Origin of the sequence: Brasilonema bromeliae SPC951, assembly GCF_012912135.1 — a bacterium.
Lineage (GTDB): Bacteria > Cyanobacteriota > Cyanobacteriia > Cyanobacteriales > Nostocaceae > Brasilonema > Brasilonema bromeliae.
In genome coordinates, this window is the sequence record NZ_QMEB01000001.1 from 1 (window position 1) to 23,549 (window position 23,549).

At 42.2% G+C, this 23,549-nt stretch carries 29 protein-coding genes; 4 read left to right on the forward strand and 25 right to left on the reverse strand.

Going from position 1 to position 23,549, the window contains the following annotated elements:
* Positions 1–101 precede the first annotated feature (101 nt).
* Positions 102–368, forward strand: a complete 267-nt coding sequence (gene psaK / locus DP116_RS00005; protein WP_169153209.1) for a photosystem I reaction center subunit PsaK — start codon at positions 102–104, stop codon at positions 366–368.
* A 176-nt stretch (positions 369–544) separates the two neighbouring features.
* On the opposite strand, the gene DP116_RS00010 is transcribed toward psaK, so the two are convergent.
* Positions 545–916, reverse strand: a complete 372-nt coding sequence (locus DP116_RS00010) for a hypothetical protein (RefSeq protein WP_169153210.1) — start codon at positions 914–916, stop codon at positions 545–547.
* Between the two features lie 24 nt (positions 917–940).
* On the reverse strand, positions 941–1,216 hold the full coding sequence (locus DP116_RS28405) for a nitroreductase family protein (RefSeq protein ID WP_211172988.1): 276 nt from the start codon (positions 1,214–1,216) through the stop codon (positions 941–943).
* Positions 1,217–2,182: 966 nt separating this feature from the next.
* On the opposite strand from DP116_RS28405, the gene DP116_RS00020 reads away from it, so the two are divergent.
* A complete protein-coding gene (locus tag DP116_RS00020; protein ID WP_246275415.1) occupies positions 2,183–2,977 on the forward strand; it encodes a DUF4142 domain-containing protein in 795 nt (264 codons plus the stop codon).
* Between the two features lie 105 nt (positions 2,978–3,082).
* Here the strand turns inward: DP116_RS00020 and DP116_RS28835 are convergent, their stop codons facing one another.
* The 15 genes from DP116_RS28835 to DP116_RS00090 form a co-directional block, all read right to left on the reverse strand.
* Positions 3,083–3,490 carry a class I SAM-dependent methyltransferase gene (locus DP116_RS28835; RefSeq protein WP_246275416.1) on the reverse strand — a complete coding sequence of 136 codons (408 nt, stop codon included), beginning with the start codon at positions 3,488–3,490 and terminating at the stop codon, positions 3,083–3,085.
* Between the two features lie 18 nt (positions 3,491–3,508).
* Positions 3,509–3,730, reverse strand: a complete 222-nt coding sequence (locus tag DP116_RS28840; protein ID WP_246275417.1) for a hypothetical protein — start codon at positions 3,728–3,730, stop codon at positions 3,509–3,511.
* Between the two features lie 701 nt (positions 3,731–4,431).
* Positions 4,432–5,376 (reverse strand): heme o synthase, encoded by a 945-nt coding sequence (locus tag DP116_RS00030; protein ID WP_169153211.1) that lies wholly within the window; start codon positions 5,374–5,376, stop codon positions 4,432–4,434.
* 23 nt (positions 5,377–5,399) lie between these two features.
* Positions 5,400–5,651 carry a FeoA family protein gene (locus DP116_RS00035; RefSeq protein ID WP_169153212.1) on the reverse strand — a complete coding sequence of 84 codons (252 nt, stop codon included), beginning with the start codon at positions 5,649–5,651 and terminating at the stop codon, positions 5,400–5,402.
* 188 nt (positions 5,652–5,839) lie between these two features.
* Entirely contained in the window at positions 5,840–6,139 is a 300-nt protein-coding gene (locus tag DP116_RS00040) for a 2Fe-2S iron-sulfur cluster-binding protein (protein ID WP_169153213.1), read from the reverse strand.
* Between the two features lie 186 nt (positions 6,140–6,325).
* Positions 6,326–6,697: a HesB/IscA family protein gene (locus DP116_RS00045; protein WP_169153214.1), complete on the reverse strand. Its 372-nt coding sequence runs from the start codon at positions 6,695–6,697 to the stop codon at positions 6,326–6,328.
* A gap of 251 nt (positions 6,698–6,948) precedes the next feature.
* Positions 6,949–7,749, reverse strand: coding sequence for a HesA/MoeB/ThiF family protein (locus DP116_RS00050; protein ID WP_169153215.1), 801 nt, complete (start codon positions 7,747–7,749; stop codon positions 6,949–6,951).
* 10 nt (positions 7,750–7,759) lie between these two features.
* Positions 7,760–8,077, reverse strand: a complete 318-nt coding sequence (nifW, locus tag DP116_RS00055) for a nitrogenase-stabilizing/protective protein NifW (RefSeq protein WP_169153216.1) — start codon at positions 8,075–8,077, stop codon at positions 7,760–7,762.
* A complete protein-coding gene (locus tag DP116_RS00060; protein ID WP_169153217.1) occupies positions 8,074–8,295 on the reverse strand; it encodes a CCE_0567 family metalloprotein in 222 nt (73 codons plus the stop codon). Before DP116_RS00060 ends, nifW begins: the two co-directional genes overlap by 4 nt.
* A gap of 67 nt (positions 8,296–8,362) precedes the next feature.
* The gene (locus tag DP116_RS00065; RefSeq protein ID WP_169153218.1) at positions 8,363–8,839 is read right to left on the reverse strand and encodes a NifX-associated nitrogen fixation protein; all 477 of its coding nucleotides are present in this window, start codon (positions 8,837–8,839) and stop codon (positions 8,363–8,365) included.
* Positions 8,836–9,249: a nitrogen fixation protein NifX gene (nifX, locus tag DP116_RS00070; RefSeq protein WP_169153219.1), complete on the reverse strand. Its 414-nt coding sequence runs from the start codon at positions 9,247–9,249 to the stop codon at positions 8,836–8,838. Before nifX ends, DP116_RS00065 begins: the two co-directional genes overlap by 4 nt.
* 99 nt (positions 9,250–9,348) lie before the next feature.
* Positions 9,349–10,695: a nitrogenase iron-molybdenum cofactor biosynthesis protein NifN gene (gene nifN, locus DP116_RS00075; protein WP_169153220.1), complete on the reverse strand. Its 1,347-nt coding sequence runs from the start codon at positions 10,693–10,695 to the stop codon at positions 9,349–9,351.
* Positions 10,695–12,119: a nitrogenase iron-molybdenum cofactor biosynthesis protein NifE gene (gene nifE / locus DP116_RS00080; RefSeq protein ID WP_169153221.1), complete on the reverse strand. Its 1,425-nt coding sequence runs from the start codon at positions 12,117–12,119 to the stop codon at positions 10,695–10,697. The genes nifN and nifE overlap by 1 nt, the downstream gene beginning before the upstream one ends.
* Before the next feature lie 87 nt (positions 12,120–12,206).
* The gene (locus tag DP116_RS00085) at positions 12,207–12,533 is read right to left on the reverse strand and encodes a Mo-dependent nitrogenase C-terminal domain-containing protein (protein ID WP_169153222.1); all 327 of its coding nucleotides are present in this window, start codon (positions 12,531–12,533) and stop codon (positions 12,207–12,209) included.
* Positions 12,534–12,747: 214 nt separating this feature from the next.
* Complete coding sequence (locus DP116_RS00090) at positions 12,748–13,101, reverse strand: nitrogenase component 1 (RefSeq protein ID WP_281357326.1); 354 nt, start codon at positions 13,099–13,101, stop codon at positions 12,748–12,750.
* On the opposite strand from DP116_RS00090, the gene xisF reads away from it, so the two are divergent.
* Entirely contained in the window at positions 13,060–14,610 is a 1,551-nt protein-coding gene (gene xisF / locus DP116_RS00095; RefSeq protein ID WP_169153223.1) for a fdxN element excision recombinase XisF, read from the forward strand. The two genes, DP116_RS00090 and xisF, sit on opposite strands and share 42 nt — an antisense overlap.
* On the opposite strand, the gene DP116_RS00100 is transcribed toward xisF, so the two are convergent.
* Positions 14,607–14,750: a hypothetical protein gene (locus DP116_RS00100; protein WP_169153224.1), complete on the reverse strand. Its 144-nt coding sequence runs from the start codon at positions 14,748–14,750 to the stop codon at positions 14,607–14,609. The genes xisF and DP116_RS00100 overlap by 4 nt on opposite strands.
* Before the next feature lie 407 nt (positions 14,751–15,157).
* Here DP116_RS00100 and DP116_RS00105 point away from each other — a divergent pair, with 407 nt between their 5' ends.
* The gene (locus DP116_RS00105) at positions 15,158–16,165 is read left to right on the forward strand and encodes a glycosyltransferase family 4 protein (RefSeq protein WP_211172989.1); all 1,008 of its coding nucleotides are present in this window, start codon (positions 15,158–15,160) and stop codon (positions 16,163–16,165) included.
* A 260-nt stretch (positions 16,166–16,425) separates the two neighbouring features.
* On the opposite strand, the gene DP116_RS00110 is transcribed toward DP116_RS00105, so the two are convergent.
* From DP116_RS00110 to DP116_RS00140, 7 genes are all read right to left on the reverse strand, one after another.
* Entirely contained in the window at positions 16,426–17,493 is a 1,068-nt protein-coding gene (locus DP116_RS00110) for an NADH:flavin oxidoreductase/NADH oxidase (protein ID WP_169153226.1), read from the reverse strand.
* Between the two features lie 161 nt (positions 17,494–17,654).
* Positions 17,655–18,422 (reverse strand): sulfite exporter TauE/SafE family protein, encoded by a 768-nt coding sequence (locus DP116_RS00115; RefSeq protein WP_169153227.1) that lies wholly within the window; start codon positions 18,420–18,422, stop codon positions 17,655–17,657.
* Between the two features lie 102 nt (positions 18,423–18,524).
* The gene (locus tag DP116_RS00120) at positions 18,525–18,794 is read right to left on the reverse strand and encodes a class I SAM-dependent methyltransferase (protein ID WP_169153228.1); all 270 of its coding nucleotides are present in this window, start codon (positions 18,792–18,794) and stop codon (positions 18,525–18,527) included.
* A 2-nt stretch (positions 18,795–18,796) separates the two neighbouring features.
* Entirely contained in the window at positions 18,797–19,747 is a 951-nt protein-coding gene (locus DP116_RS00125; protein WP_169153229.1) for a D-2-hydroxyacid dehydrogenase, read from the reverse strand.
* Between the two features lie 59 nt (positions 19,748–19,806).
* Positions 19,807–20,754 carry a D-2-hydroxyacid dehydrogenase gene (locus DP116_RS00130; protein ID WP_169153230.1) on the reverse strand — a complete coding sequence of 316 codons (948 nt, stop codon included), beginning with the start codon at positions 20,752–20,754 and terminating at the stop codon, positions 19,807–19,809.
* Positions 20,755–20,964: 210 nt separating this feature from the next.
* Positions 20,965–21,294, reverse strand: coding sequence for a 4Fe-4S binding protein (locus DP116_RS00135; RefSeq protein ID WP_169153231.1), 330 nt, complete (start codon positions 21,292–21,294; stop codon positions 20,965–20,967).
* A 95-nt stretch (positions 21,295–21,389) separates the two neighbouring features.
* Positions 21,390–23,063: an FAD-dependent oxidoreductase gene (locus DP116_RS00140; RefSeq protein ID WP_169153232.1), complete on the reverse strand. Its 1,674-nt coding sequence runs from the start codon at positions 23,061–23,063 to the stop codon at positions 21,390–21,392.
* Between the last annotated feature and the right edge of the window lie 486 nt (positions 23,064–23,549).

A 23,549-nucleotide genomic window follows, 5' to 3' on the forward strand; every position in this document is an offset into this window, starting at 1 on the left:
ATTATTAATTCACAAACAAACACCGGATTCAATTTTTTGATAATTAAATTTACATGAATATCTTCGATTTTGCTCATTAACAATTTTAAGGAGAAAGTCAGTTGTTAACATCTACTTTACTAGCAGCCACTTTCGCTACAACACCCTTGCAATGGTCTCCTGTAGTTGGAATCATTATGATCCTGAGCAACATTGCTGCCATTGCCTTCGGCAAATCTACCATTAAGTATCAAAGCGTTGGTCCAGAACTACCTTCACCCAACTTGTTTGGTGGTTTGGGTTTACCTGCACTTTTGGCAACTACTGCCTTTGGTCATGTTATAGGTACTGGTATTATTTTAGGGCTACATAATCTTGGTAGGCTCTAGATTGTTGCCGAACTTGGAATTCGCTTGATTGTTTTTTTGCTACATAAAAGAGCCAGATAAGATAACTACCTGGCTCTTTCATGCTTATTGGCTTCGCTTGCTTCTATCCTGCTTTGAGGATCGAGACCTTGCATTTGACGGATACCATTAATGTAGGCTAGGCAATCACAGCCATCTTAAGCCAAATCTCGGTAGACTGATAGTTCATCTACTCTCATTTCAAAAGGCATTCCTTGACTTTTGGGAGGACAGACGCGAATTTTTGCACTGCTGACTATTTGCTGTAGCAATGCAGCCATCGTTACCAGTTTCTGTAACACACGCCAATTTGTCACTTGATCTGGACATTCAATGACTAAAGTCAAAGTACTCACGTCGGTGGTGACGTACCACCGACAATTAGACAATAAATCTTGGATGTTGCGATCGCACCCTTCATAGAAGTATCTGCTGATAGAATATTCAAGTTGCTGTCGCAGCATAATATCCGCTGATGTCAGTTGGACAGGGTGTGAATCTTCTTCGTGAAAAAAATGCTTCCTCTTCATCTCCTTGTCTCTCAATTCCTCTCACTATTTTTCAATGACCATTGCATACATAAAGTACGTCTTTATTTCTAAAAATTCTTGATTTTCGTCATCATAGAAAGCACCAATACCACTACACTGAATATTCCAATAGCTGTTGAATAGATACATACTTTGTCCTAAAAAACTAGCAAATTGGATTACAGTTAGATAGTTTTTGTAGTTGGAAATAAAAAATAAAATGACAGCACTATCTCTAGCAAAAGCTTGATTCAGACACAAGTCAGTGACCTTGTGACTAAAATCACCTGCTTTTTCCAAACGCTTTCGTTAATATAAACCAGGCAATATTCCTTTCATTCAGTGAAGAACCGAATAAATCTCTATCTCCTCAAATTTCTCTGTTGGTATTGATTTTTCTACTGAGTGTAAGATATTCCAGAAAATTTTTGCAGAGATAACTTTTTTCTGAAAACGCCTGATTTCACGTCTGTTCCAAACAGTTTGGTAAAATCTTCCCTGGTATAAGTCAAATTGCGGATACTCTAGTTGTTTTTGCAAACTCGGAGTACAGTTGCTTTATAGCCATCTTCAATCAATTGATGAGCTTCAAAATAATCTGTTCTAAGAACGAAAGGCACTTTCAGCCTTAAACGTCTGACTTTCTTGTCTTGAAATTCATAAGAGATGGCATAAGCAGTCAGAACTCTTTATTCTCAATGCCTAAATCGCCATTGAGAGCGAGTTTATCAACATCAAAATAATTGTAAGTCTCTATTGTGTAGATAAGTTGAAGCGGCAATAGCACCTAGATGATCTCCGTTATCTAAAAAGGAATACCTCACACTCCTTCATTTCTATTCCCAACTAGATTTATAATAAACGCAAAGAATTAAAAAAATGAATCCAATGATACGATTATTATATCAATTTTCAATCTGCAAACCAGAATCAAGAAATTCATGAATGAGTAGTAGCAGTTAGTCGCAAATAGTAGATGATAAAAACCATCTACTATTGCCTATAAACCTATAAAATGTCAAGATGAGCAGTAGTATTAATTCATCGCTAATAAAACCTATCTTGATAATTATTTTCAAAAAATCTAGACCGAGTTAACTAGATAAATGAATAGAATGATTGACATTGATTGCTGAGGAAAACATTTTGCAATAGTTACAAACTATCTCTATAGATGGAAGGTGAGGATATTCCTAAGGTAGAAGTTTTAACCAATCACAGTAGTTATCTTTTCATCATAAGCAATAGAGACCTCAAATAAATATCATGTACAATCACAAACGATTAATGAAAAAATTTGTTGGCGGTTTTGTAGGAGTTGCTGGTATAAGTACCTTCATTGTTTTTCCAGGAATGGTACAAGCCAATATCAACTCTAGTTCTTCTAACAGTTCTAATGAGTCTCTTGTTTCCCAAAATACGCAACAGACAACGAGTCCTTCTGGTAGTACTACGTCTTCTCCTCGTACCACAACTCCTAATGGTTCGCTCACTGCTTTAGATAAGGAATTTATGACTAAGGCGGCGCAAAGTGACCAAACAGAGATCCAGACAAGTCAACTGGCGCTCAAGCGGTCTCAAAACAAAGAGGTGAAAGATTTTGCACAGCGCATGATTAAAGAACATACAGATTCGAGCCAACAACTGAAGCAGATAGCTAAGAAAAAGAGTTTTACACTACCAAAAGATATTGGTCAGGAAAACAAAGCTTTATTGACGAAATTGACCAAGCTAAATGGTACAAATTTTGACCAAGCATATATGCAAGGGCAGGTTCAAGCTCATACCAAAACTTTGGCTAATTACCAAAATTACCTCAGCCAGGGACAAGACCCAGATTTGAGTGCGTTTGCAAATAAGATTGCTCCAATCGTTGCTGATCACCAACAAATGGCACAGAATATGGCAGGAGGATCGGGAACTTCTAGCTCAGGAACTTCTGGCTCAGGAACTTCTGGTACAACCACTCCTGGCTCAGGAACTTCTGGTTCAGGAACTTCTGGTTCAGGAACGAATGGTACAACTACTCCTAGCCGAGGAACTTCTGGCTCAGGACGTTAATCAGCAATAAGCATATGGTGGGTACTGTCTATCTCATGATGAATGGGTAGACAGTACCTACTGATTTACCTTGCCAAGGTTTTATGATCAAAAACCTTACTTCTTTCAAGCAACAATATGAAAAATATGCCAATGTTTCTCTTCTCCTATAGCTGTTTTTCCAGGATGCTCTTCTTCCTGTAACATTTCTATTTCAAAACGTTGCAGTAACGTTTCTACTTGCTGACGTGTATGAGAATTCTTGGAAGTATAAATTGCCCAAGAATCACGCCTCCCAAACAATTGTCCACAGAAACGACCACCAGAACGTAATGATGAAATAATTTTCTCCCATAAGCTAGGGAAAGACTCCGGTGGACAAAATGGTAGTGAAAAGCTGGCGTTTACTAAATCTACTGATTCTGGTAGCATTACATCTTGAAAAAGAACAACGCGGGTTTCTAAAAATTGACGATTAATATCTGGACGTTCTAGTAAACGCGCGATCGCTTCAGCTTCACCATCAAGAGCCAAGACTCGCCAACCTCCACGTCATAGTTCTACTGTATCTCGCCCTTCGCCGCAGCCCAAATCAACTGCAAACCGTGATTGTTGGACAGGTGTTTCTTGTTGGTTAAGACTTTCAGCGTCAAAACGTGCTAAAGCTTCAAGTAAGGTATCCCGTGGTGGACGACCTATAACAGCGTTATAATATGCAGACCAATCGCGCTCAAAAACTTTACTTTCAGCCTTGTAATTATTTAAATCTGACATAGTATATACAAGTTTGGAATTTGAACCACTAACCCATAAAAATAGAAGTAGATGTTATCTAGAAATCATCTGCTCTTTGATTGAAACAATACTATAGCAATCTTAAGTGATTTGTAAAACTCTTCTCTCTGTTTCTTGGCGTCCAAAGCGGCTGTAGTTTGCATGCACGAAAGGGAACCGGAGTAATACCGTTTCACTTTAAGGTTGATACAAATAGATAGCACCCGAGCAGGGGGAAAGAATTAGAGACCAATCATTTGTATCAGGCCCGATCGTGAAATCGTATAACTCACTGGCTCCCCAAGGGTTGAGTTTAAACGTGTAAAAAACAGAAGTTGGCAAGCTTAAGCAGTGATTAAGATCACAGATACGAGAATTGCCGTTAACTAATGATTTTCTAGGAACCTAAAAAGCTTTGTCCTCTTTCCACTCAATCTTGATAACAATTCATATGTTATATAGGTTATCAAGTTACTAGTAATTTTACTGAAGACAAGATTTTTTTGAGAAGGCTAATATGAACATGATAGTTGAAGTTGCAAGAGACAGTAGCTGGCTTTCTCCTGCAACCTCAATATCTGGAGCAATCAAATTCTCAGTTTGATTTTGGATGTGAGATGAGCAAGTAGGTAAATTTTTAAGGAAAAAGGTAAAGTCTATTTTATCTTTTTCCTTTTTCTTTTTTCTGTGTGATTTACTATCTAAAGTATCAAATCTAAAATTGCTTTTATGAGTTGATGAGTGAAAGACAAACTATCAACCACCATTGCAGCGCAGAGCAACATCATATAGAAAATTGAGTAGAGAAATAGAGAACGTGCTAGTTGTTTATCATCTGGATTGTGCAATAGCACCCAAGCTTTTTTGATGAAAAAAGTTCCCAGTATAAGGGCGATGCAGGTGTAAACAGCACCTGTGACGTGAAGCGGATAGGAGAGTAAAAATGTAGTGGGGATAAGAACCAAAGAGTACACCCAAATCTGGCGAGTCGCAGCAACATTACCAGCAACAACAGGAAGCATTGGTACACCAACTTTGGCATAATCATCACGGATCATCAATGCTAAAGCCCAGAAATGGGGAGGTGTCCATAAAAAGACAATTGCAAATAGCAGCCATGCTGCCCAGCTTAAAGTATCTGTTACCGCAGCCCAACCTACCAACGCCGGGATTCCCCCAGCAGCACCACCAATGACGATATTTGCAGGATTATGGCGTTTGAGTAAGTGAGTGTAGACGCCCACATAAAAAACAATACCAGACATTGTTAGTAGGGCACTCAGCAGGTTGACAAACACAGCAAGTAGGGTGAAGGAAAGACAAGCAAGTGCGATCGCAAATATTAAAGCATGCGACGGCTGCACACGACCAGAAACCAAAGGTCGGTGGCGTGTACGTTCCATTTGGTCATCAATGTCGCGGTCATAGATACAATTAATAGTCTGGGCACTTGCAGCAGCAAAAGTACCACCACAAACAGTGACAAGCAGCAATACTGGGTTGACGTTTCCCTCAGATGCAATCCACATACTACTCGCTGTTGTCATGAGGAGGAGGGGGATAATCCGAGGCTTTGTGAGTTGATAGTAACTGTGAATGACTTGTAGAAAGTTTTGATGGTGGCGTGTGGCGGTGTTCTCAATCATGATGCGACGAATTCCTCATTTGTTCACTCATCATCAATGCGGACATAAATTCTTTGAGCAAATTCCCGAGTTAGTGTCAATTGTCTTTCTCCTACTCTGATGACAAAACAAGGAAAGTGCTGTTCTACAGTGATGAAAGTTCCTGGTGTTATCCCCATTGATATCAGTTCTTGGAGAGATTTTTCGTCCTTAATGTTGCAGAACTTGATGATTCCTCGTTCTCCTTTTTTGAGCAATTCTAGTGAGGAACCTTTAACATGAAATTTAGAAAACATTAATAAATTAAATCCTAATATTCAGATTCCCGACTCCTTAGAGAAATCGGGAATCTTGTTGATCACAAATGATTTAATATTGCTATAGTCGCTTTGTTTGAAGGTTTGAGAGACGTAGTATTCTACGTCTCTACAGAAATAAGGAAATTGATTTCCTTACGGTTGAAAAGACTGCAACAAGATATGAACTAGACCAAGTATGGTTCTTGGTTAGTCTTAATCGTGCAATCAGAACGTGGATAAGTCACACAAAGTAGAGCAAAACCTTTAGACATTTGTTCGTCATCTAAAAAGCTTTGATCTGATTGATCAATTGTACCTTCAACAACTTTTCCGACACAGCTAGAGCAAGCACCTGACTTACAAGAAAAAGGCAAATCTATACCGTTTTCTTCAGCTGCATCTAGAATAGTTGTCTCTTCATCAACTTCAATCGTGGTATCTAGATCTTCTTTCTTGTTGATTAATCTAACTTGGTATGTTGCCATTTTTTGATTCTTCTCACACGCGGTACAGTTCGGTTTTATGACTTCAAGGGTGTAAGAAAGTCAATAATTAGGGGTGTAAGGGGGTAAGGGGAGCCAGTGCCGTGGGCGGGTTCCCCGACTTGAGGCACCTGGCGTTGTAGGGCTATAAAAGTCAAAAGTAAAAATCACTTTTTACTTTGACTTGGTTTAGCTACAAGGTGTACCTGCGGAAGAACAGTCAGCGGTTCTAAATGACTTTCCACAACCGCAGGTATCAGTAGCTTTGGGGTTGATGAATTTAAACCCGCTTTCCATCACTCCCTCGATAAAATCGATAACCAACCCTTCTAGCAAGGGGGCACTTTTGGCATCAACATAAACAAGCACCTTGCCTTGCTCGCTGACTAAATCATCTGGTTGGGGCTGACTTATGACTTCCATGCCATACTCATAGCCACTGCAACCACCATCTTTGACAGAGATGCGGATACCTTTAGCTGGTGTATTGGTTTCGGAGGTCGCACCCCGCAGCAATGTCCGCAGACGAAATTCTGCTTTTTCCGTCAAAGTAACCGTCATCAATCCTCCTAATTAGCAAAAATTAGTTGTTGTTGTGATTTAAGGTGTGAATTTGTTCAGTGGTGATGAGTACAGCCATAGCAATCAGCGCTTTCATTTTGGCACAGGTGAAAAAATGAAGCTTACACCCAGGCAAAATAAGGCAATTAATGTTGCTAACAGTTGCCAGATCTGATTTACGATTTTTGCACTGACTTGAAACGAAGCTATGGCAAACCCCAAAGCAATGAATGAAGACACCAACATAACAATTATTTGTTTGCAACACTGGTGGTTTCCATGACTTGAGATTGCGAGTATCTCCAAGGCGCGCTGTTACCGCATACAGGACAAGAGCGATCGCGGTAAGAACGGCGCTTAACAAATTCCATCCGGGTTAGATCAATTGTCAAAAGCTGCGATAACAGAGGTTGACTAAACCCAGTGATGAGCTTAATCGCCTCCAATGCAGTCAGACAAGCTAGTGTTCCAGAAACAGCACCCAGAACAGAAAAGCCACGCCTATCCCAATCAGGTTTTTCCGGAAATAAGCAAGATAAACAAGGAGTCACACCAGGAATAATTGTCGTCAAGTAAGCCTCCATCCCGTCCATTGCTGCTTCCACCATAGGCTTACGCCAGCGTACGCAAGCTTCATTTAACAGATCGCGCTCCGTAAAATTATGAGCGCAGTCAAGAGCCATGTCAGCTGATTGCACTAAGGAGTCTACATTTTCCGGGGTGACATATTCATGAACTGCTTCCACTTGGACATCAGGATTGATGGCTTGGAGAGTTTCTTTTGCTTTGAACACCCTTGGCTTGTCCACCCAATCGTGCGTCATCAGGATCTGACGATTCATGTCATCAAGCCGCAAGTCACCACCCCGGACTAAAATCAGCCGCCCAACGCCAGCTACTGCAAGGTATAGCGCCGCCGTACCGCCTAATCCTCCTACACCCGTAACCAGAACCGTCGCTGACTTGAGGCGCTTCTGTGCTGTTTCGCCAAAATTAGGAAGCATCATTTGACGACGGTAGCGTTCCAACTCGGTAGGCGTTAGGTCTACCATTTTATACCTCCTAATCTGATGTGATTTCTGTCAGCGTGACTACATTTTTCGGCTTCTGGTTAAACACTTTGAACAGCTTTTGTTCTTGGGGTGTTGATTCAAGAAATACCTGATAGGCTTGTTCCAGAGCTTCGCGATATTTACTTAATCTATCTGAAATACTGAGATCAGTATAATTTTCATCAATTTCCTTAAGAAATTGAGAAAACTTTTTCAAAATATGTAGACGATTGACATTCACGAACTTTTGATCGTAGGGGAGTTGAAAAAACTCTAAATACTCCTCTGCATCTTCAAGTTTTTTGAATTTATCATAATCCCAGGTCATTTTTCCTGCTCCAGCTTTTTTAGGTGTTGCTTAAGTTCGTCTAACTGACGATAAATTTCATAAGTTTGGGAAGCAACATCCATCAGTTGTTGATAATCTGTTGGTAATCCCTCTGCCAAATCGTGCAGATCCATTTTCATTTGACCTGCTTTACTATTCAGGCGTTTTATCTGAGTTTTCAGTTCCTCAATAGTAGATGTTTCTTCAGCTTGTGCCATCAACACCTCTTTATTGCCTCAAAAATGAAGAGAAGAATTCTTTGACTCTTCATTATTCATGATTGTTTTAAATTTTACCGACTTCCGGGAAACGCTGAGCCAAACTGACGCCAGTTTGTACAAACTTTTCTCCCTCTTCTGCTAATTTTTCCAACGAGTCAAAGCCAAAGCGATGTGCATCCCTTAAAGACTTTGCAACTAACAAAAGACGACCAGAAAAAACGAGTGCCCAGCCAAATCCTTCATGGCTTAAATCAACCACAACTTGAGATAAAAGACCCGTTTCCTTTTCGATGCAGGCAGCGACAGCACGATAAAATGTCATAATTCGTGCCTGAGTCATCAGGTCAACTTCACCCTCAATCGAAATTTCTCGCTTCTTTTGTTTGCTGACAATAAATGGTTTGAGCAGCAAATCATCCGACCAACTACGATAAGTCCCGTAACTATCTTGACCCCGGAACTGTTGCACGATCGCCTTGAGAAAAGGTGAGTTAATGGTTTCTGTTGGGCGTGTTCCGTTAACATTATTAGTGAAACTCATACGGTTGCTTCCTCTTCCAATTCGTCTTCAAAACTTTGGGGTTTTGCCTGTAAGGCTTTACGCAGCCAAGGCGGAGGATTACCCTTAAGAGTTTGCACTAATTTGTTGAGAATCTCAGCAATCTCTTCTTCTTCAGAACGCGCCTTGACTGGAGTTACACCCTTCTTAATTAACCGAGCTGCGGCACTACCTCCAATTGCTGCAACATAAACAATTTTGCAGTCAGCTAGTGCCTCAAGTTTGGGTGTTACCTTATCCTCATTACCATCTTGTTTCAGGTCACCGTCAAAAGAAAGAGTTTCTAAAAACTCGTAACCTTTGTCAGAAATTTCATACACATCAATTTCTTTCGCCGAGCCGAAATGAGCATTGATATGAACTTTATCACTTGTTGTAAAGGCAATCTTCATGCTTAATTCTCCTCTCATCAAGTTATGAGTGATGAGTTATGAGTAGTAAAAAAGCATTTACGACAACTCATAATTCATAACTCATAATTTATTTACAAGTTAAATTTCGGAACTCAAAACATTAAAACTTCCAGAGTGCTGAATCCTTGCTTCCTCAGCCTGCAAGAAAATGTTCCCAATATCAAACAAAACCTGCATTGTACCTCGGTAGCCAACTTTAGTAAACAGACCATTACCCACGCGGTCAAAAATAGGAAAGCCTTGACGATAAAGAGGAATTCCTAATCGATTTGCGACAGCAACTGTGTGGGAGTTACCAATGAGCAGGTCAGAGGTAGGTGCGAGTTGCTCGAAGTCTTCCAAATCACCAATGGTGACACTACTGATAGGAAGTTTTTCTAACAAGGGGGAGCGAGTCGTCGTCACCGCTGCATGAATTTCAGCACCCATTGATCTTAGAAAACAAACTGTTGACCAGAGTAAATCTGGTTCCAGCGCTAGAGACACTCGTTTGCACCCAAAATAAAAGTGAGTGTCGAGCATGGCATCTTGCAACTGACGGCGCTGGCGGCGGTATTTCTCTGGTACACTGGTACCACTCAGGTCTGCCAATGCTTGCAAGAAATTATCTACTGGTTCTAATCCAGTCAGTTCACCAAACACCTCATAGGGAATGCCAAAACGCTCATGTAAGATTTGCGCCGCACTCCGCATACTCTCACCGAAAGCTAAGGTGAATACAGAATTACCAATCTCGCCCAGTTCTGTTAGACTTGTCCCACATGCTGTTATAGCACTGTAAGAATCTTCTAAGTGACCATCTAGTGAAGCAGAAAGATCAGGAACGACAATCGGCTTCAATCCAAAAGCCGTGATAATCTCTTTTATCTCCTCCACATCTCCAGGCGTGAAAGCAGAACTCGGCAAAATCACGACTTGTGTGGGAGAAGGATCTTGCTTGTCGCTTTTTTGGGCAATTTGCTTAACGATGCTTTCAACAGCAGCGGCATACCCATCCTGCAATGTGCCCTTAAAATCAGGAGACGAGACTAAAACAATTGGTAGATGATCTAGTTCTGGGTGGCGATCGCGAACTTCCTTAAGAAATCGCGGCATATCATCGCCTCTAGTTTCCGTCAGTGCAGTGGTACACAAACCAATGATTTCTGGCTTTGACCTCTCAGCTAAGGTAACAATAGCTTGTTCTACATTCTCTTCCCCACCCAAGATAGTGCTCACTTCCGTCATCGCTGTGGTAGAAAGGGGAATCGACTCACAAAAATGCTTCACCAACATGGATTTGGCAAAAGCAGTACAGCCTTGGGAACCGTGGAATAGAGGTATCATTCCCTTCAAGCCCAACAAAGCCAAAGCAGCACCCAAAGGTTGACTCAGCTTGAAAGAATTAACAGCAACTGATGAGTTTGTCACAGTCACGATCGCCATCAATGCACCTCCTGTAGAAGAGATGAGGAAGAAACTGCTTGTTCAAGAGATTCAGCAACTTCCCACGGTGCGGGTTTGCGTACTTGCTCCCAAACTGGGCTATAAACAGCTTCGTACAGTTCTCGTGCCATTTCCAGCATTCCTTCATAGCCTGCATACGGATGATGGCGTTCTTGGTTGATGTGTAGGAAAGGAATCCGAGCTTTCAAAGCGGTGTATTGATTACGACCTCCAGCAATCAACATATCAGCGTTCTTTTCCTTGATGATCCGCAGCAGCTCTTTAGGACTTTCTTGTTCTAGCATGATGCCATCCTGACCGAGCAACTTCTTGATTCGGGCTTTGTCTTCCTCAGTACTCTTTCGTGTACTGGTAGCAACAACTTCCATCCCCAAGTCCTTAGCTGCCGAGATAATCGACCAACTCTTAACACCACCTGTATAAAGAACAACGCGTTTGCCTTTGAGTTTCTCGCGATAAGGAGCCAAAGCGACATCCAAAGCAGCAGTTTCTTCAGCAATCAGCTTTTCTGTACGCTCTTGCAAATCGGGATCACCTAACTTTGCAGCAACGTTCCGCAGACAACGGTTCATGTCTTCTACACCGTAGAAAGACTCTTCAATGTAGGGGATGCCATAGCGCTCTTCCATCTTTGTCGCCATATTAAGCAGCGCTTTTGAGCAAATGATCACGTTGAGCTTGGCACGGTGAGCGTAACAGATTTCGTTGTAACGACCATCACCTGTCATTTTCGCCAAAACTCGAATACCTAATTTCTCAAACAGTCGCACAACATTCCACATTTCCCCGGCAACATTGTACTCACCGATGAGGTTAATGTCATAGGGTGTGGTGAATTCAGGTTCGGCTGTACCCACAACGTAATCAAGCAAAGCTTCACCAGCAAGGCGGTTACCAAAATTCTTACTACCGATGAATCCTGGTGCATTGACAGGGATAACAGGAGTTCCTGTTTTCTTGGCAGCAGCTTTACAAACGGCATCTATATCATCACCAATTAAGGCGGTGACACAGGTGGAGTAGACAAAAACTGCAGTTGGTTTGTAGCGATTTTCGACTTCTAGAATTGCTTTGTACAGCTTTTTTTCGCCACCAAAGATGACATCGGTTTCATCCAAATCAGTGGTAAAGCCTGTTTTGTACAGCATAGGACCAGAGGAAAGACTACCACGACTTCCCCAAGAGTTACCAGAACAGGCGATCGGTCCGTGGACTAAATGAGCAGCATCCGTAATGGGTACTAGAGCAATCATTGCACCATCAAAGGCACAACCCCCTTGAGCAGCCCCAGGCTTGGGTTGCTGCGTGCAAGACTTGTTTTTCTTGTCTCCATGCTTGCTTTTATTGTGTTCACACCCAGGCTGAGTGAGCAACTCGTTAATTTTATTTTGGGTGATTTTCATTTATTCGTACAGGATAGAGGACATGAATTATTAGCTGTTAGTTGTCATTTGTTCTTTTGGCACTAACCACTAACGAACAAATCATGACTAGCAAATATATTTCGTAACATCCTCTCCACACTCATCAGTTAGATAAGATAATGCTCGAAAACGCAATCCTACAAAATTGTCGTACAAGGGATTGAGTTTACACAGTGGAGGAATATGGAAGGTATGTCCAAATAATTTAATACTTCGTTCAAAGGGGCAACAGCAAGGAATTATTTGGCAAATAAGATGAGCCAGTCGAGCATTTTTTACTTGAATTCCATCCACCAGACGGCGCAAAGGATATAAAATCTCAAATGAACCTGATTTTTTTGAAGTAGGTGAATGGTGATTCTGGTGATGATGAGTGTGAGTTATAGTTTTCATATTAAATTACTCCATAACTCAAGAAAAAGGTAAAAGGAATTGGGTAGAGAGATGAGGGATTGCTCGTGGGCTCATTTTAGTTTTTAGTTGTTAATTGTTAGTTCTTTTTAATCAAAAATAACCGCTAACTACTAACTACTAACCACTAACCAATGCCTTCATCCTTCTGCCTTTTCCTTTTCCTTTGTTAGCACGTCGCAGGTGAATGTAATTCCTAACGAATCAAGTCGTAGGAAATATCTGTCTTAGAAGGAATGTTGGTGTGTTGATCGATATCCTCGAAGATTGTATTCACAACCCAGTTAAGCAGGTTGATCACACCTTGATAACCGATGGTGGAGTAGCGGTGCAGGTGGTGACGATCCATGATGGGATAGCCAATTCTCACGAGGGGAACCTTGCAATCGCGCCACAGGTACTTACCGTAGGTATTACCGATGAGTAAGTCTACAGGCTCGGTGAACAACAGAGAACCAATGCGTTGACTATCAGGTAAAATCAAAATATCGCTTCGATGGTTTGCTCTATGGACATTTGGGCTTATGCTAGGGTTTCGACGGATGAACAAAATGAAGATGAGGGCGCGTTAATCAAACAAATGCGTCGGTTGCGTAGTGCTGGGGCTACACAGATATATTACGACGTGGAAAGTCGTACTAGTGATAAGCGCAAAGGACTTTTGCAGTTGATTTCGGATATCAACGCATCTGCACCAGGGAAAGTGTCGAAGTTGCTATTTATTCGGATTGATCGTTTAACATCATCATCAATCATCTTTTATCGTTTGATTGATGCGTTGAACAACAAAGGTATACAACCGATTGCTCTGGACGAACCGTTCGACATGTCGAGTATTGGGGGTGAGTTAACAATCGATGTGAGACTGGCTGCATCCAAATATGAGGTGAAAATGCTGGGGATGCGAGTTAAGAAAGAGCGCGATACCCGCAAAGCAAATAAGAAACCCCACTGGAATGCACCGCTGGGGTATGTGGTTGATGGGGATAGATATAAACGAGATGATCGCCCGTGTGTTTGTTTGATTGAGAATAAAGTTGAGTTCACGCGATCGCAATTAATGCGCTTTGTATTTGATACTTTTCTACATGTAGGCTCAGTTTCGCAGACAACTAGACGATTGCACGATGTTTTTGGTATTCAGGCAAATGCATTACCGAAGCCCAGCAACGAAGATATTAATCTGCTGGGAGAAGAGGATGAGATTATATTAGAAAATATCAACAAATCCCGTGGTAATGGGCTAAATCTTCGGTATCCCCACACAGGTTTGAAATGGTCTGTTTCTGGATTGCGTTCTATTCTCGTAAATCCTGTCTACGCAGGGGGGACGCTTTACAACACTGTGGTTCGCCCCAAAGGACACAGGAAACCATTCGACGAATGGGAAGTGACATGGGGAACTCATGAGGACGAAGCGATTATTACCCATGAAGAACACGAACGCATTAAGTCAATGATCAGGAGTAACCGTAAAAATCGATGGGCGACCGAGCAAAAATACACTAACCCATTCGCAAACCTAGTTAAGTGTGCACATTGTGGTGCTGCTTACAGCCGCCAGTGCAAGAAATTGGTTAAGAAAAAGAATTTTGTCAGACACCACTACCAATGCAGTTTTTACCGCACAGGGGCTTGTCACAACAAGCGAATGATTTCTTCTGATGAACTGGAGAAGCAAGTGATTTCGCATCTAGTACGTGAAGCCGAACGTCTAGCGACTTTAGTAGAACAAGAGGTGAAAATAACAGAGGAACCTCCAGAGATTAAGACACTCCGAGCATCTTTAAAGACAATAGACGCTTTACCATCAAATCCAGCAATTGAGAAAGCGAAAGTTGATATTAGAATGCAGATTGCATCGGCGATCGCAACAACAGACAACAATTCTAAACAATATTTAATCGCCAAAGAACGGATTATCAGCGCTTTTACAAACTCCAGATACTGGCAAGGGCTAAAATCGGAGGATAAACAAGCTCTACTTCAAGGGTGCATCAAGAAAATAGTGGTAGATGCCAACACAGTCACTGCGGTAGAATTATTGCACTTGCACTAAGCGGCTTTGGACTTGCGGCGTTTGGTTTTTTTGCCCTTTTGCGGTTGCAGCTGCGAGACTTGTTGCTGTAGCTGTGTCTCGCGTTCCTCAAACTCAATCACGGTACGGGCGACTAACTCTGCTAAGGTTTCACGTTTCATGGTTGATTTTTATCGCTTCTTTGACGATAACTGGCAGGTGAAAAACTTCTGTTAGTATTAAGCTTTTTAAATTAGTAAAAAGCATTAACGCCCCTAAAAACCTGTCTGGGCAAGGATTTTATACCCCTGGTAACAGCTTCCGTCTCATTACTCCAAAAAATCTGATAGACAAACGGTGTAAGCTGTTTATATGATACGTAAAGTTACTGATCAACTGAAGCTAACTGCTACAAATGCTCAAGTCAAAAAGCCTTGTTGAATAACCATCTTGGCTTCATCTTTTTCTTTCATGAAAGCTAATCTTTACTGTAATATTTATGACGAAATATCACATCGTACTCCATCACTCTATTGACCTTGAGAAAATTACTCACGAAGCCGAGAACAATAAACGTCCTAGGCATGTAATGTGGACCATTAAGCAAAGACTGAATGCCACCATTCATACACCACAAGGATATCAAAGTTCTTTTGCAGACAAACTTCTTTCCAAAATAGCAGGTTCGCCAGAACATTGGGCAATGGCACGTGCTTTATCATCTCGACTTGAATCGGATGACATAGTATTCTGCAATAGTGAGGCTGGAGGTATTCAGTTAGCAACACTTTGTGGGTTCAAGCGCAACCGTCCCAAAATTGTAGTGTTTTTTCACAATATTGATCGACCTCGTGGACGCTTAGCACTAAAGTTATTTAACTTGGCTAACAAAATCGATTTGTTTTTAGCCTGTAGCAACCACCAAGTGACTTTTTTACGCGATTACTTAAATCTACCTGCATCTCGTGTTCAGTTTGTTTGGGAGCAAACCGATCTCAAATTCTTTGCACCCTCGCCTGTCTCACCGAAAAAGTCGCGTCCAATGATCGCTAGTGTTGGCTTAGAACAACGTGATTACAAAACTCTTGCGGAAGCAACAGCAAATCTAGATGTTGATGTGAAAATCAGCGGTTACTCCAGCGATGCACTTGTACTAAAACGAGCTTTTCCTGAAAAATTACCTGATAATATGTCACGCCAATTTTACGAATGGCCGGAGTTAGTTCAGCTATATCAGAATGCAGATATTATTGTGGTTAGCGTCTTTGAAAGTAATTGTGGTGCAGGAATACAGGCATTGATGGAAGCAATGGCGTGTAGGCGTCCTGTGATAGTCACTCGCACTCTTGGACTCGATCAATATATAGCAGGAACTAATGCGGTAATGATGGTTAAGCCACAAGATGTTGAAGGCTTAAGACAAGCTATCATCTATCTGTTAAATAACCCTCAAGAAGCTGATGCTTTAGCTGAACGTGGTTATCGGTTAGCTCTAAGTCGGCATGATAGTGAGCAGTACGTAAATTACGTCACAAAAGAGCTTAAACAGTTTGAAGAAGGAGTCATAACTCAGGAGTCATATCAAACTGTAATCTAAACCTTAACAAGAACGCACCAACGCACAACGCAGTAGTCAGAAAGCTTCGACTCATCTCGACTACGCTCAATGTCCATCGCTCAGCTTTAATATTCTCACGGATGGAATCCGAAGAAAAGTTCCGTGCGCGGGTGAGCAAGGCAGTGCGAAGGGAAACGTTGTGCCAACTTGTAGCACCTGCTCTCGCGCCCTTGGAAACTTCGGGGGGATTTAATATCGAATTACTCCGACGCAAGCGGAAATGATATGATACGACACGATTAAAGCCAAGCTCGCTCGTACTGAACAGGTGAAAATTTTTCCTGTCGCAGTTTTTTGGCAGCAGATAACGCCCAGTAAGGATTGCGTAGCATCTCTCGTCCTATTAAAACAATATCTGCCTGACCTGTACGAATAATCTGATCAGCCTGTTCTGGGGATGTAATTAAACCGACAGCACCTGTGAGGATATTTGCCTCGTGGCGGATTCTCGCAGCAAACTCAGTTTGATAACCAGCGCCAAAGGGAATTTTGGCGTTGGGTACAGAACCACCGCTAGAAGTATCAATTAAATCTACACCTAATGAATTCAGTTTCTCTGCTAAGGCGATACTCTGCTCAATATCCCAGCCATTTTCTACCCAATCTGTTGCAGAAATTCTTACCCACAAGGGATAATCTGATGGTAAGATTTCTCGCACCGCTTGAACGACTTCTCTTAGCAAACGAGTGCGATTTTCAAAACTACCGCCATATTCATCGTTGCGTTTATTACTGAGGGGTGAGAGAAATTGGTGTAAGAGATAACCATGAGCCGCATGGATTTCAATGACTTTAAACCCAGCTTCTTGTGAACGTTGAGCCGCTTGTACGAAGTCATTTATAATCTGTTGGATGCCTTCTGTGTTTAATGCTTCGGGAATAGGGTGGTTTTCGCTAAAAGGAATAGCACTACTAGAAAGTACAGGATGCCAACCACCGTTGGATGTGTCTAATACTTGTCCTCCTTCCCAAGGTGGTGCAGTACTGGCTTTCCTACCAGCATGAGCAAGTTGAATACCTGCAATCGCCCCAAAGTTATGAATTGCCCTAACAATTTTTGCCAATGGCTCAATATGCTCATCCAACCAGATACCCAAATCTTGGGGACTAATCCGTCCTCTTGGTTCGATGGCTGCTGCTTCAGTGAAAACTAAACCCGCACCACCAACAGCACGACTTGCCAGATGAATCAGATGCCAATCATTAGCATAACCATCTGTACTGGAATATTGACACATTGGCGAAACTGCGATGCGGTTGCGAAAAGTTACTGCGCCAATTGTTAGGGGTGTAAATAAATCTGTCATGGTAAGGGTGAAATCTCACTAAATTGAGTCGTGTGTACGAGAACGGATTGCTCCTGAGAATTTATGTTGTCTGATCAAAACTTTAGGTGTCATCTAACCGCAGGACTGTTGTAGAGATTCTCTCATAGAATCGTAAAGTTGGTTAGACATTTTGGCTCGATTCAATGTGTATAATATGCACGAATAAAAAAATAGTAGGTCATCGCAAAACTCACGATGATAATAAAACGCTTCACTAAATCGGGCTGAAGTTTACGGGCATAGTATGCGCCACCGTAACCGCCAACCACTGTCCCTAACATCATAAAAACTGCTGGCTGCCATGCGACGACTCCGGCAATAACATAGGTGACAACAGCAAAGCCACTTGTACAACTCATCAACAGCATCTTCAGGGCATTCATCTTGTGAATATTTTTCATTCCTAACATCTCCATCGTCGCTAACATCAACATAGCGACACCTGCACCGTAAAATCCCCCATAAATGGCAAGAAAAAATTGGATGACTGAGGCTGTGAGTAGCGATCGCCTAGAGTCTTCTAAATCACTATGTAACCAAGTTGTAATCTTTCCGCCGAAAGTAAATAGAAGTGTAGATAAAAGTAAAAGGTAAGGAATGAGGCGATCAAAGATGTCTGTCGGGGTGTAAAGTAGTAACAAAGCCCCAATCATTCCACCCACGAGGCTGATACTGCCTAGTACAAGAGAGATACGCTGCTGCCCGCTCAACTCATGACGATAAGCAGCAACACTCACAGCGCATCCTAACCATCCTGCTGTCATACTGGTAGCATTCGCATTGATGGACGGTAAGCCAATAAAAATGAGTGCTGGAAATAAAAGAAAGCCGCCACCACTAGCAACAGAAGTCAATGTTCCACCTAACACAGCAGCGACGAAGAGAAAACAAGCTTGGGCGGTCGTCAAATTCACCTCCTCGCACACAAAAAGCGATAACCGACATCAATTTCTGATAAATTTCTGATTTCTCCATATTTCGCATTCCATTTTCCAGTTGACAAATCTTCTTTAAGTCTGATAACTCCTTTGTGCATGTTCGACAGATTGAGAACGCATTACCGATGAAGGTTCGACAGCGTAAACTGAATATTCTCGTTCAGCGTTCGCGAAGCGTCTCCGCAGGAGATTCGCTCGACTATAACCTCCTGTTCCAGCACCAATATCAGCAATAATACTTTTCTTTGGTAGGTTGAGTAAATCAATTAGAGAATTTACAATTCTCAAATCAGGAAGACGCGAATTAGAGTAGACTTTGCCAATGGAATTGTAGATAGTCATTATTAGTAACCAGCATTTTTATCCACGACATTTCGCAGGGGCTTTCCGTGGCGATAGCGTGTTAAATTATCGAGGAAAAGTGCAAGCGTTCGCTCTTTTACTTTGGATGAATGAGCAGAACAGTGGGGTGTAATAAAAACATTCGGTAACGTCCAAAATGGACTGTCTGGCGGCAGTGGTTCCGTAAACATTGCATCTAAAGCTGCACCAGCAATCCAACTTTCCTGCAACGCTTTTAACAGTGCAGGTTCATCCACAATTTTGCCACGAGCAATATTTATCAGATAAGCATCGGGACGCATTGATTGCAGTACTTCTGCATTAATCAGGCCCTCGGTTTCCTTTGTGAGTGGTGTAGCAATAACTACGTATTCTGCTTCCGAAAGAAGTGCTTTCCATTCATTTGTACCCACTACTTTGTCAAAGTTCGCTAATGGTTGCGGGTGACGACGGCTTCCAAAAATCCGCATCCCAAAAGCTTTGGCACGGGCAGCAATTTCTTGCCCAATTCCCCCTGTACCAATAATTAATAATGTCTTATCTTGCAGTTCTTCAATTTGAAAGTCTCTTTGCCATTGCTGTTGAGTTTGTAGCTTGTGTAATTTTAGCAATTGCTTGGCATAAGACAACATATAAGCAATGACAAATTCAGCAATGGGAATCGCATGAACTCCTGCACCGTTAGTCAGGATGATGTCACGTTCTAGGTATTTTTGTGTCAGGATATTATTTACACCCGCATTCGGTGCATGATGCCAACGCAGTGCAGGTGCAGATTCTAGGACTTTATGCAAAGTTGTGGGTTTAAGATAATAAAGCCAACTGAAATATATTTCAGCTTCTTTAGCATCACCGTCCAGATTTCCATCAATATCTGCCCGAACAAATGTTGTATCGGTAGGTAGATGCGGCTTAAGCTCATCAGCAGCTTCTATCGGTATAATTAGTTTCATGATAATTGTTAATAGCCCGACGCCAAACGATATTAGTAGTCTAATTCAGCTTTCTTGCATTAGTAACCAACATTTTTGTTCACAACGTTACGTAGTTTTTCTTTGTTCCGATAACTTGTCAAATTGTCGATGAATAACTTCACAATGCGGCTACGAACTTGTGGTGTCAGTGCTGAACAATGAGGTGTGATGAATGCATTGGGCAAAGACCAAAAGGGACTTTCTGGTGGAAGTGGTTCTGACTCAAAAATGTCTAATCCAGCACCAGCAATCCAACCTTCACGTAGAGCAGTCAGCAAGGCATTTTCATCTACAATTGCACCACGAGCAATATTAATCAGATAGGCAGTGGGACGCATTAACCGTAATGTCTCCGCATTAATCAAGCCTTTAGTTTCCGGTGTTAAAGGTGTGGCAATGACTATATAATCTGCTTCCGGAAGAAGTGCTTTCCATTCATTCGCACCGACTATTTTATCGAAATTCGCTAATGGTTCAGGATTTCGGCGACTACCCCAAATTTGCATTCCGAAAGCTTTAGCGCGGAGAGCAATTTCTTGACCAATATTTCCTGTTCCAATAAGAAGTAAAGTTTTCTCGTACAATTCCTGTAACTCTAACCACTTGTTCCAGTAGTGATTAGTTTGTAAATCTTGCAATTCCCGGACATTTTTGGCATGATAAAGCATGAAGTTCAGTACAAATTCCGCTATTGGAATAGCATGAACTCCTGAGCTATTGGTAAGAATGATATCGTGTGACAAAAATGTGGGTGTGAGAATATGATTCACACCGGAACTAGGTGTATGCTGCCAACGAATTGTAGGTGCTGCTGCTAAAACTTTGTGCAGGGTAGTATTTTTCACCCTGAATCCGTTGAGATAAACTTCTGCTCCACTAGGATCACCATCAAAATTACCATCAGGATCTACACGTACAGATGTAATATCTGAGGGTAACAATGGCTCAATATCATCAGCAAGTTCTACAGGTAAAATAACTTTCATAACAGACAAAGAGTAATATGATCACACAAGAAAGTCTAAAAATCCCTTGTGCCCTTTCTCTAATTAAAGTTCACTTTTACTGTTGTGGCACAATCCAATCATTGTCATCATGACTGATGCAAGAAAAACCATTAAGAGAAAAATCTGAGCGGAAGTTTCCGCTCAGAACTTTGAGAGTTCACTAAGGAAGATAAAACAGAAGCGAGAAAGCTACTTCAACTGCTTAAGTATTAGATGAGTTGAATCTTGTTTTGCTGTGTTAGTGCGATCGCGTCCCCAACCGATGTTATTGCGGTAGCTGCCCAAAAGTCCAGTTTCTTTAAGTGATTTTTCGTCCACTGACTCCAGGGGTTCAACTTGCGGTGCTACATACAAAGCATCGACAGGACAATACAATTCGCACATGAAACAGGTTTGACAATCACTCTGTCTGGCAATAATAGGTGGTGCATCTGGCACTTTGTCAAAGACGTTTGTCGGGCAAACGTTAACGCAAAGATTACATTCAATGCACCGCGACTCACTCACTAACTCAATCATGTCGATTTTGGATTGGGGATAAGATCTTGGGAAAACGCGATTTGCAAAAGCCTCTTTATTGACTTTCTTCTTTGCGTGAGTTTGAAATCCTGAGATTATGCAGCCGCACTCACTTTGACTTTTGTCTGGTGTAGAGGTGTTGCTTTCACCCAGACTTGATCCAAACCACCACTGGTTAAATAGTGTTGTTGGTTTGCATCCATCTCTGGATAGTCTAAGTGTTTGTGCATACCGCGAGTCTCTTTACGTTGTAGGGCGCTGCTGTACATCCATCGGGCTGTGGCTACCATTGCAGCGGCTTCCCTCACCCGGACAATGTTGTGAGTGTCTACTTGACTAGTGCGAATCTCTTTCCAGAGGTGATTTAATCTGTGCAATGATTCTGTCAAGCCTTTTTCGCGGCGGAAATAATTGCGATCGTAGGGGAAGACTTCAGCCTGGGTTGCTTGGATAACTTCTTCGGTGTTGATTTGGTGAGCAGCACTGCAGGCGGGTTTCCCGCCGTAGGTGACTGACGAACCCGAAGGGTGTTGACTACCATTTGTGAATCCCGCTTCACCGACTGCTTGAATAAAACGCTGTGTTCCCCACTCAGCGAACTTCTGGGCATATTCAGCCGCAGATTTTCCAGCCCAGTATCCAGAAGATATCGCCCAAGCTGCATTGTGACTACCGCCACCAGTAAACCCACCACAAATTAATTCTCGCGTAGCAGCATCGCCAGCCGCATAAAGTCCCTGAACTGATGTGGCGCAGGTAAAATCGACAATCCGAATGCCACCCGTACCGCGCACTGTTCCTTCTAAGCGCAAAGTAACAGGGAAGCGTTGGGTAAAGGGATCGATACCTGCGCGATCAAGAGGTAAGAAGAAATTAGGCTGTGCCTTCCGCATATGTGCCTGCATTTCTTCAGTCGCCTGATCCAAGATGGCGTAAACTGGTTGTGTCAACAAAGTTTGAGCAATAACCGAACGTCCTTTTTGCGAACCCGCACCAGGTATTGGTGTGCCATCTTCGTAAGTAAAAGTTGCCCAATTGTAAAACAGGGTTTTGGTGACAGAGGAAAAGGCGGGAGAGATGCCGTAGGCATTGGAAAACTCCATCCCCGACATCTCAACACCCGCTTCTGCTGCCATGAGGTATCCATCCCCGGTCAACACATTGCAACCGAGTGCCTTGCTTAAAAAAGCACAGCCACCAGTCGCAATGATTACTCCACCTGCACGCACAACCCATTGCTTGCCAGTCTGACGGTTAACCCCCGTTGCCCCAGCAACAGCACCTTCTGCGTCTACCAATAGTTGCAAGGCGGGACTATGATCTAATATTGTTACCCCCGCCCGTTTAATTTGCTTGCGCATCAGGCGCATATATTCGGGTCCCTGTAGACTCCGCCGATAGGATTTTTGCTGTTGATCAACAGGAAAGGGATAACCCCACTTTGCTAATAGGTTGACGTTTGTGTAAGTTTGATTCAATACTTGCTGCATCCAGTCACGGTTAGAGAGAAATCCCCCCAAAGCTTCTCGACTCGCGATCGCAGCTTCTCTACTTTCGGGTTCTGGTGGTACATACCACACACCATTACCCGATGCTGCTGCACATCCACTGGTACCGCAGTAACCCTTATCTACCAAAACAACTCTCGCACCAGCAGATGCAGCACTCCAAGCAGCCCAAGTACCAGCCGGACCACCGCCAATAACTAGAACATCTGTCTGTAAATTGGGATCAACATCAATATTAATAGTAGATGAACTCTGCCTCATTGAATTCCTCGCCTCAATATTCGCTTCTTACGTACCAGAGAAAAACTTGGACAATAACACAATGAAAAAACTAATTGTTAAGAGCAATTATGGCAATAAGAACAACTTATTAACGTAAGTTTTTGTTGTACTAGCATCTACACTACCATTATATACGGTTTGTTCGTCAGTTTACAGTATTTTTCTGTTTCTTAAGACTCGCACAATTTATTCAGAAAATCAAGGGTAGTTTTTATAAAACTTAAGAATCAGAATACAAGGCTTGCTTTTCGAGTATTAATATGTAAATATGCAAGTCTGTTGAAGTTAACTCAGCAAAATCTCAAAAATTACCGTTTTTTACCTAAATTTTGACGAGATAGGGGGTTCGCGATCTTGCTTCAGTTTCAGTTGGGGTTTAAATTACCAACTGAAAATATCTTTCATTTTGCGAAAAGTTTGCGCGTCCGGTGAGACCAGTGCTGCGGGAGGGTTTCCCTCCGCAGG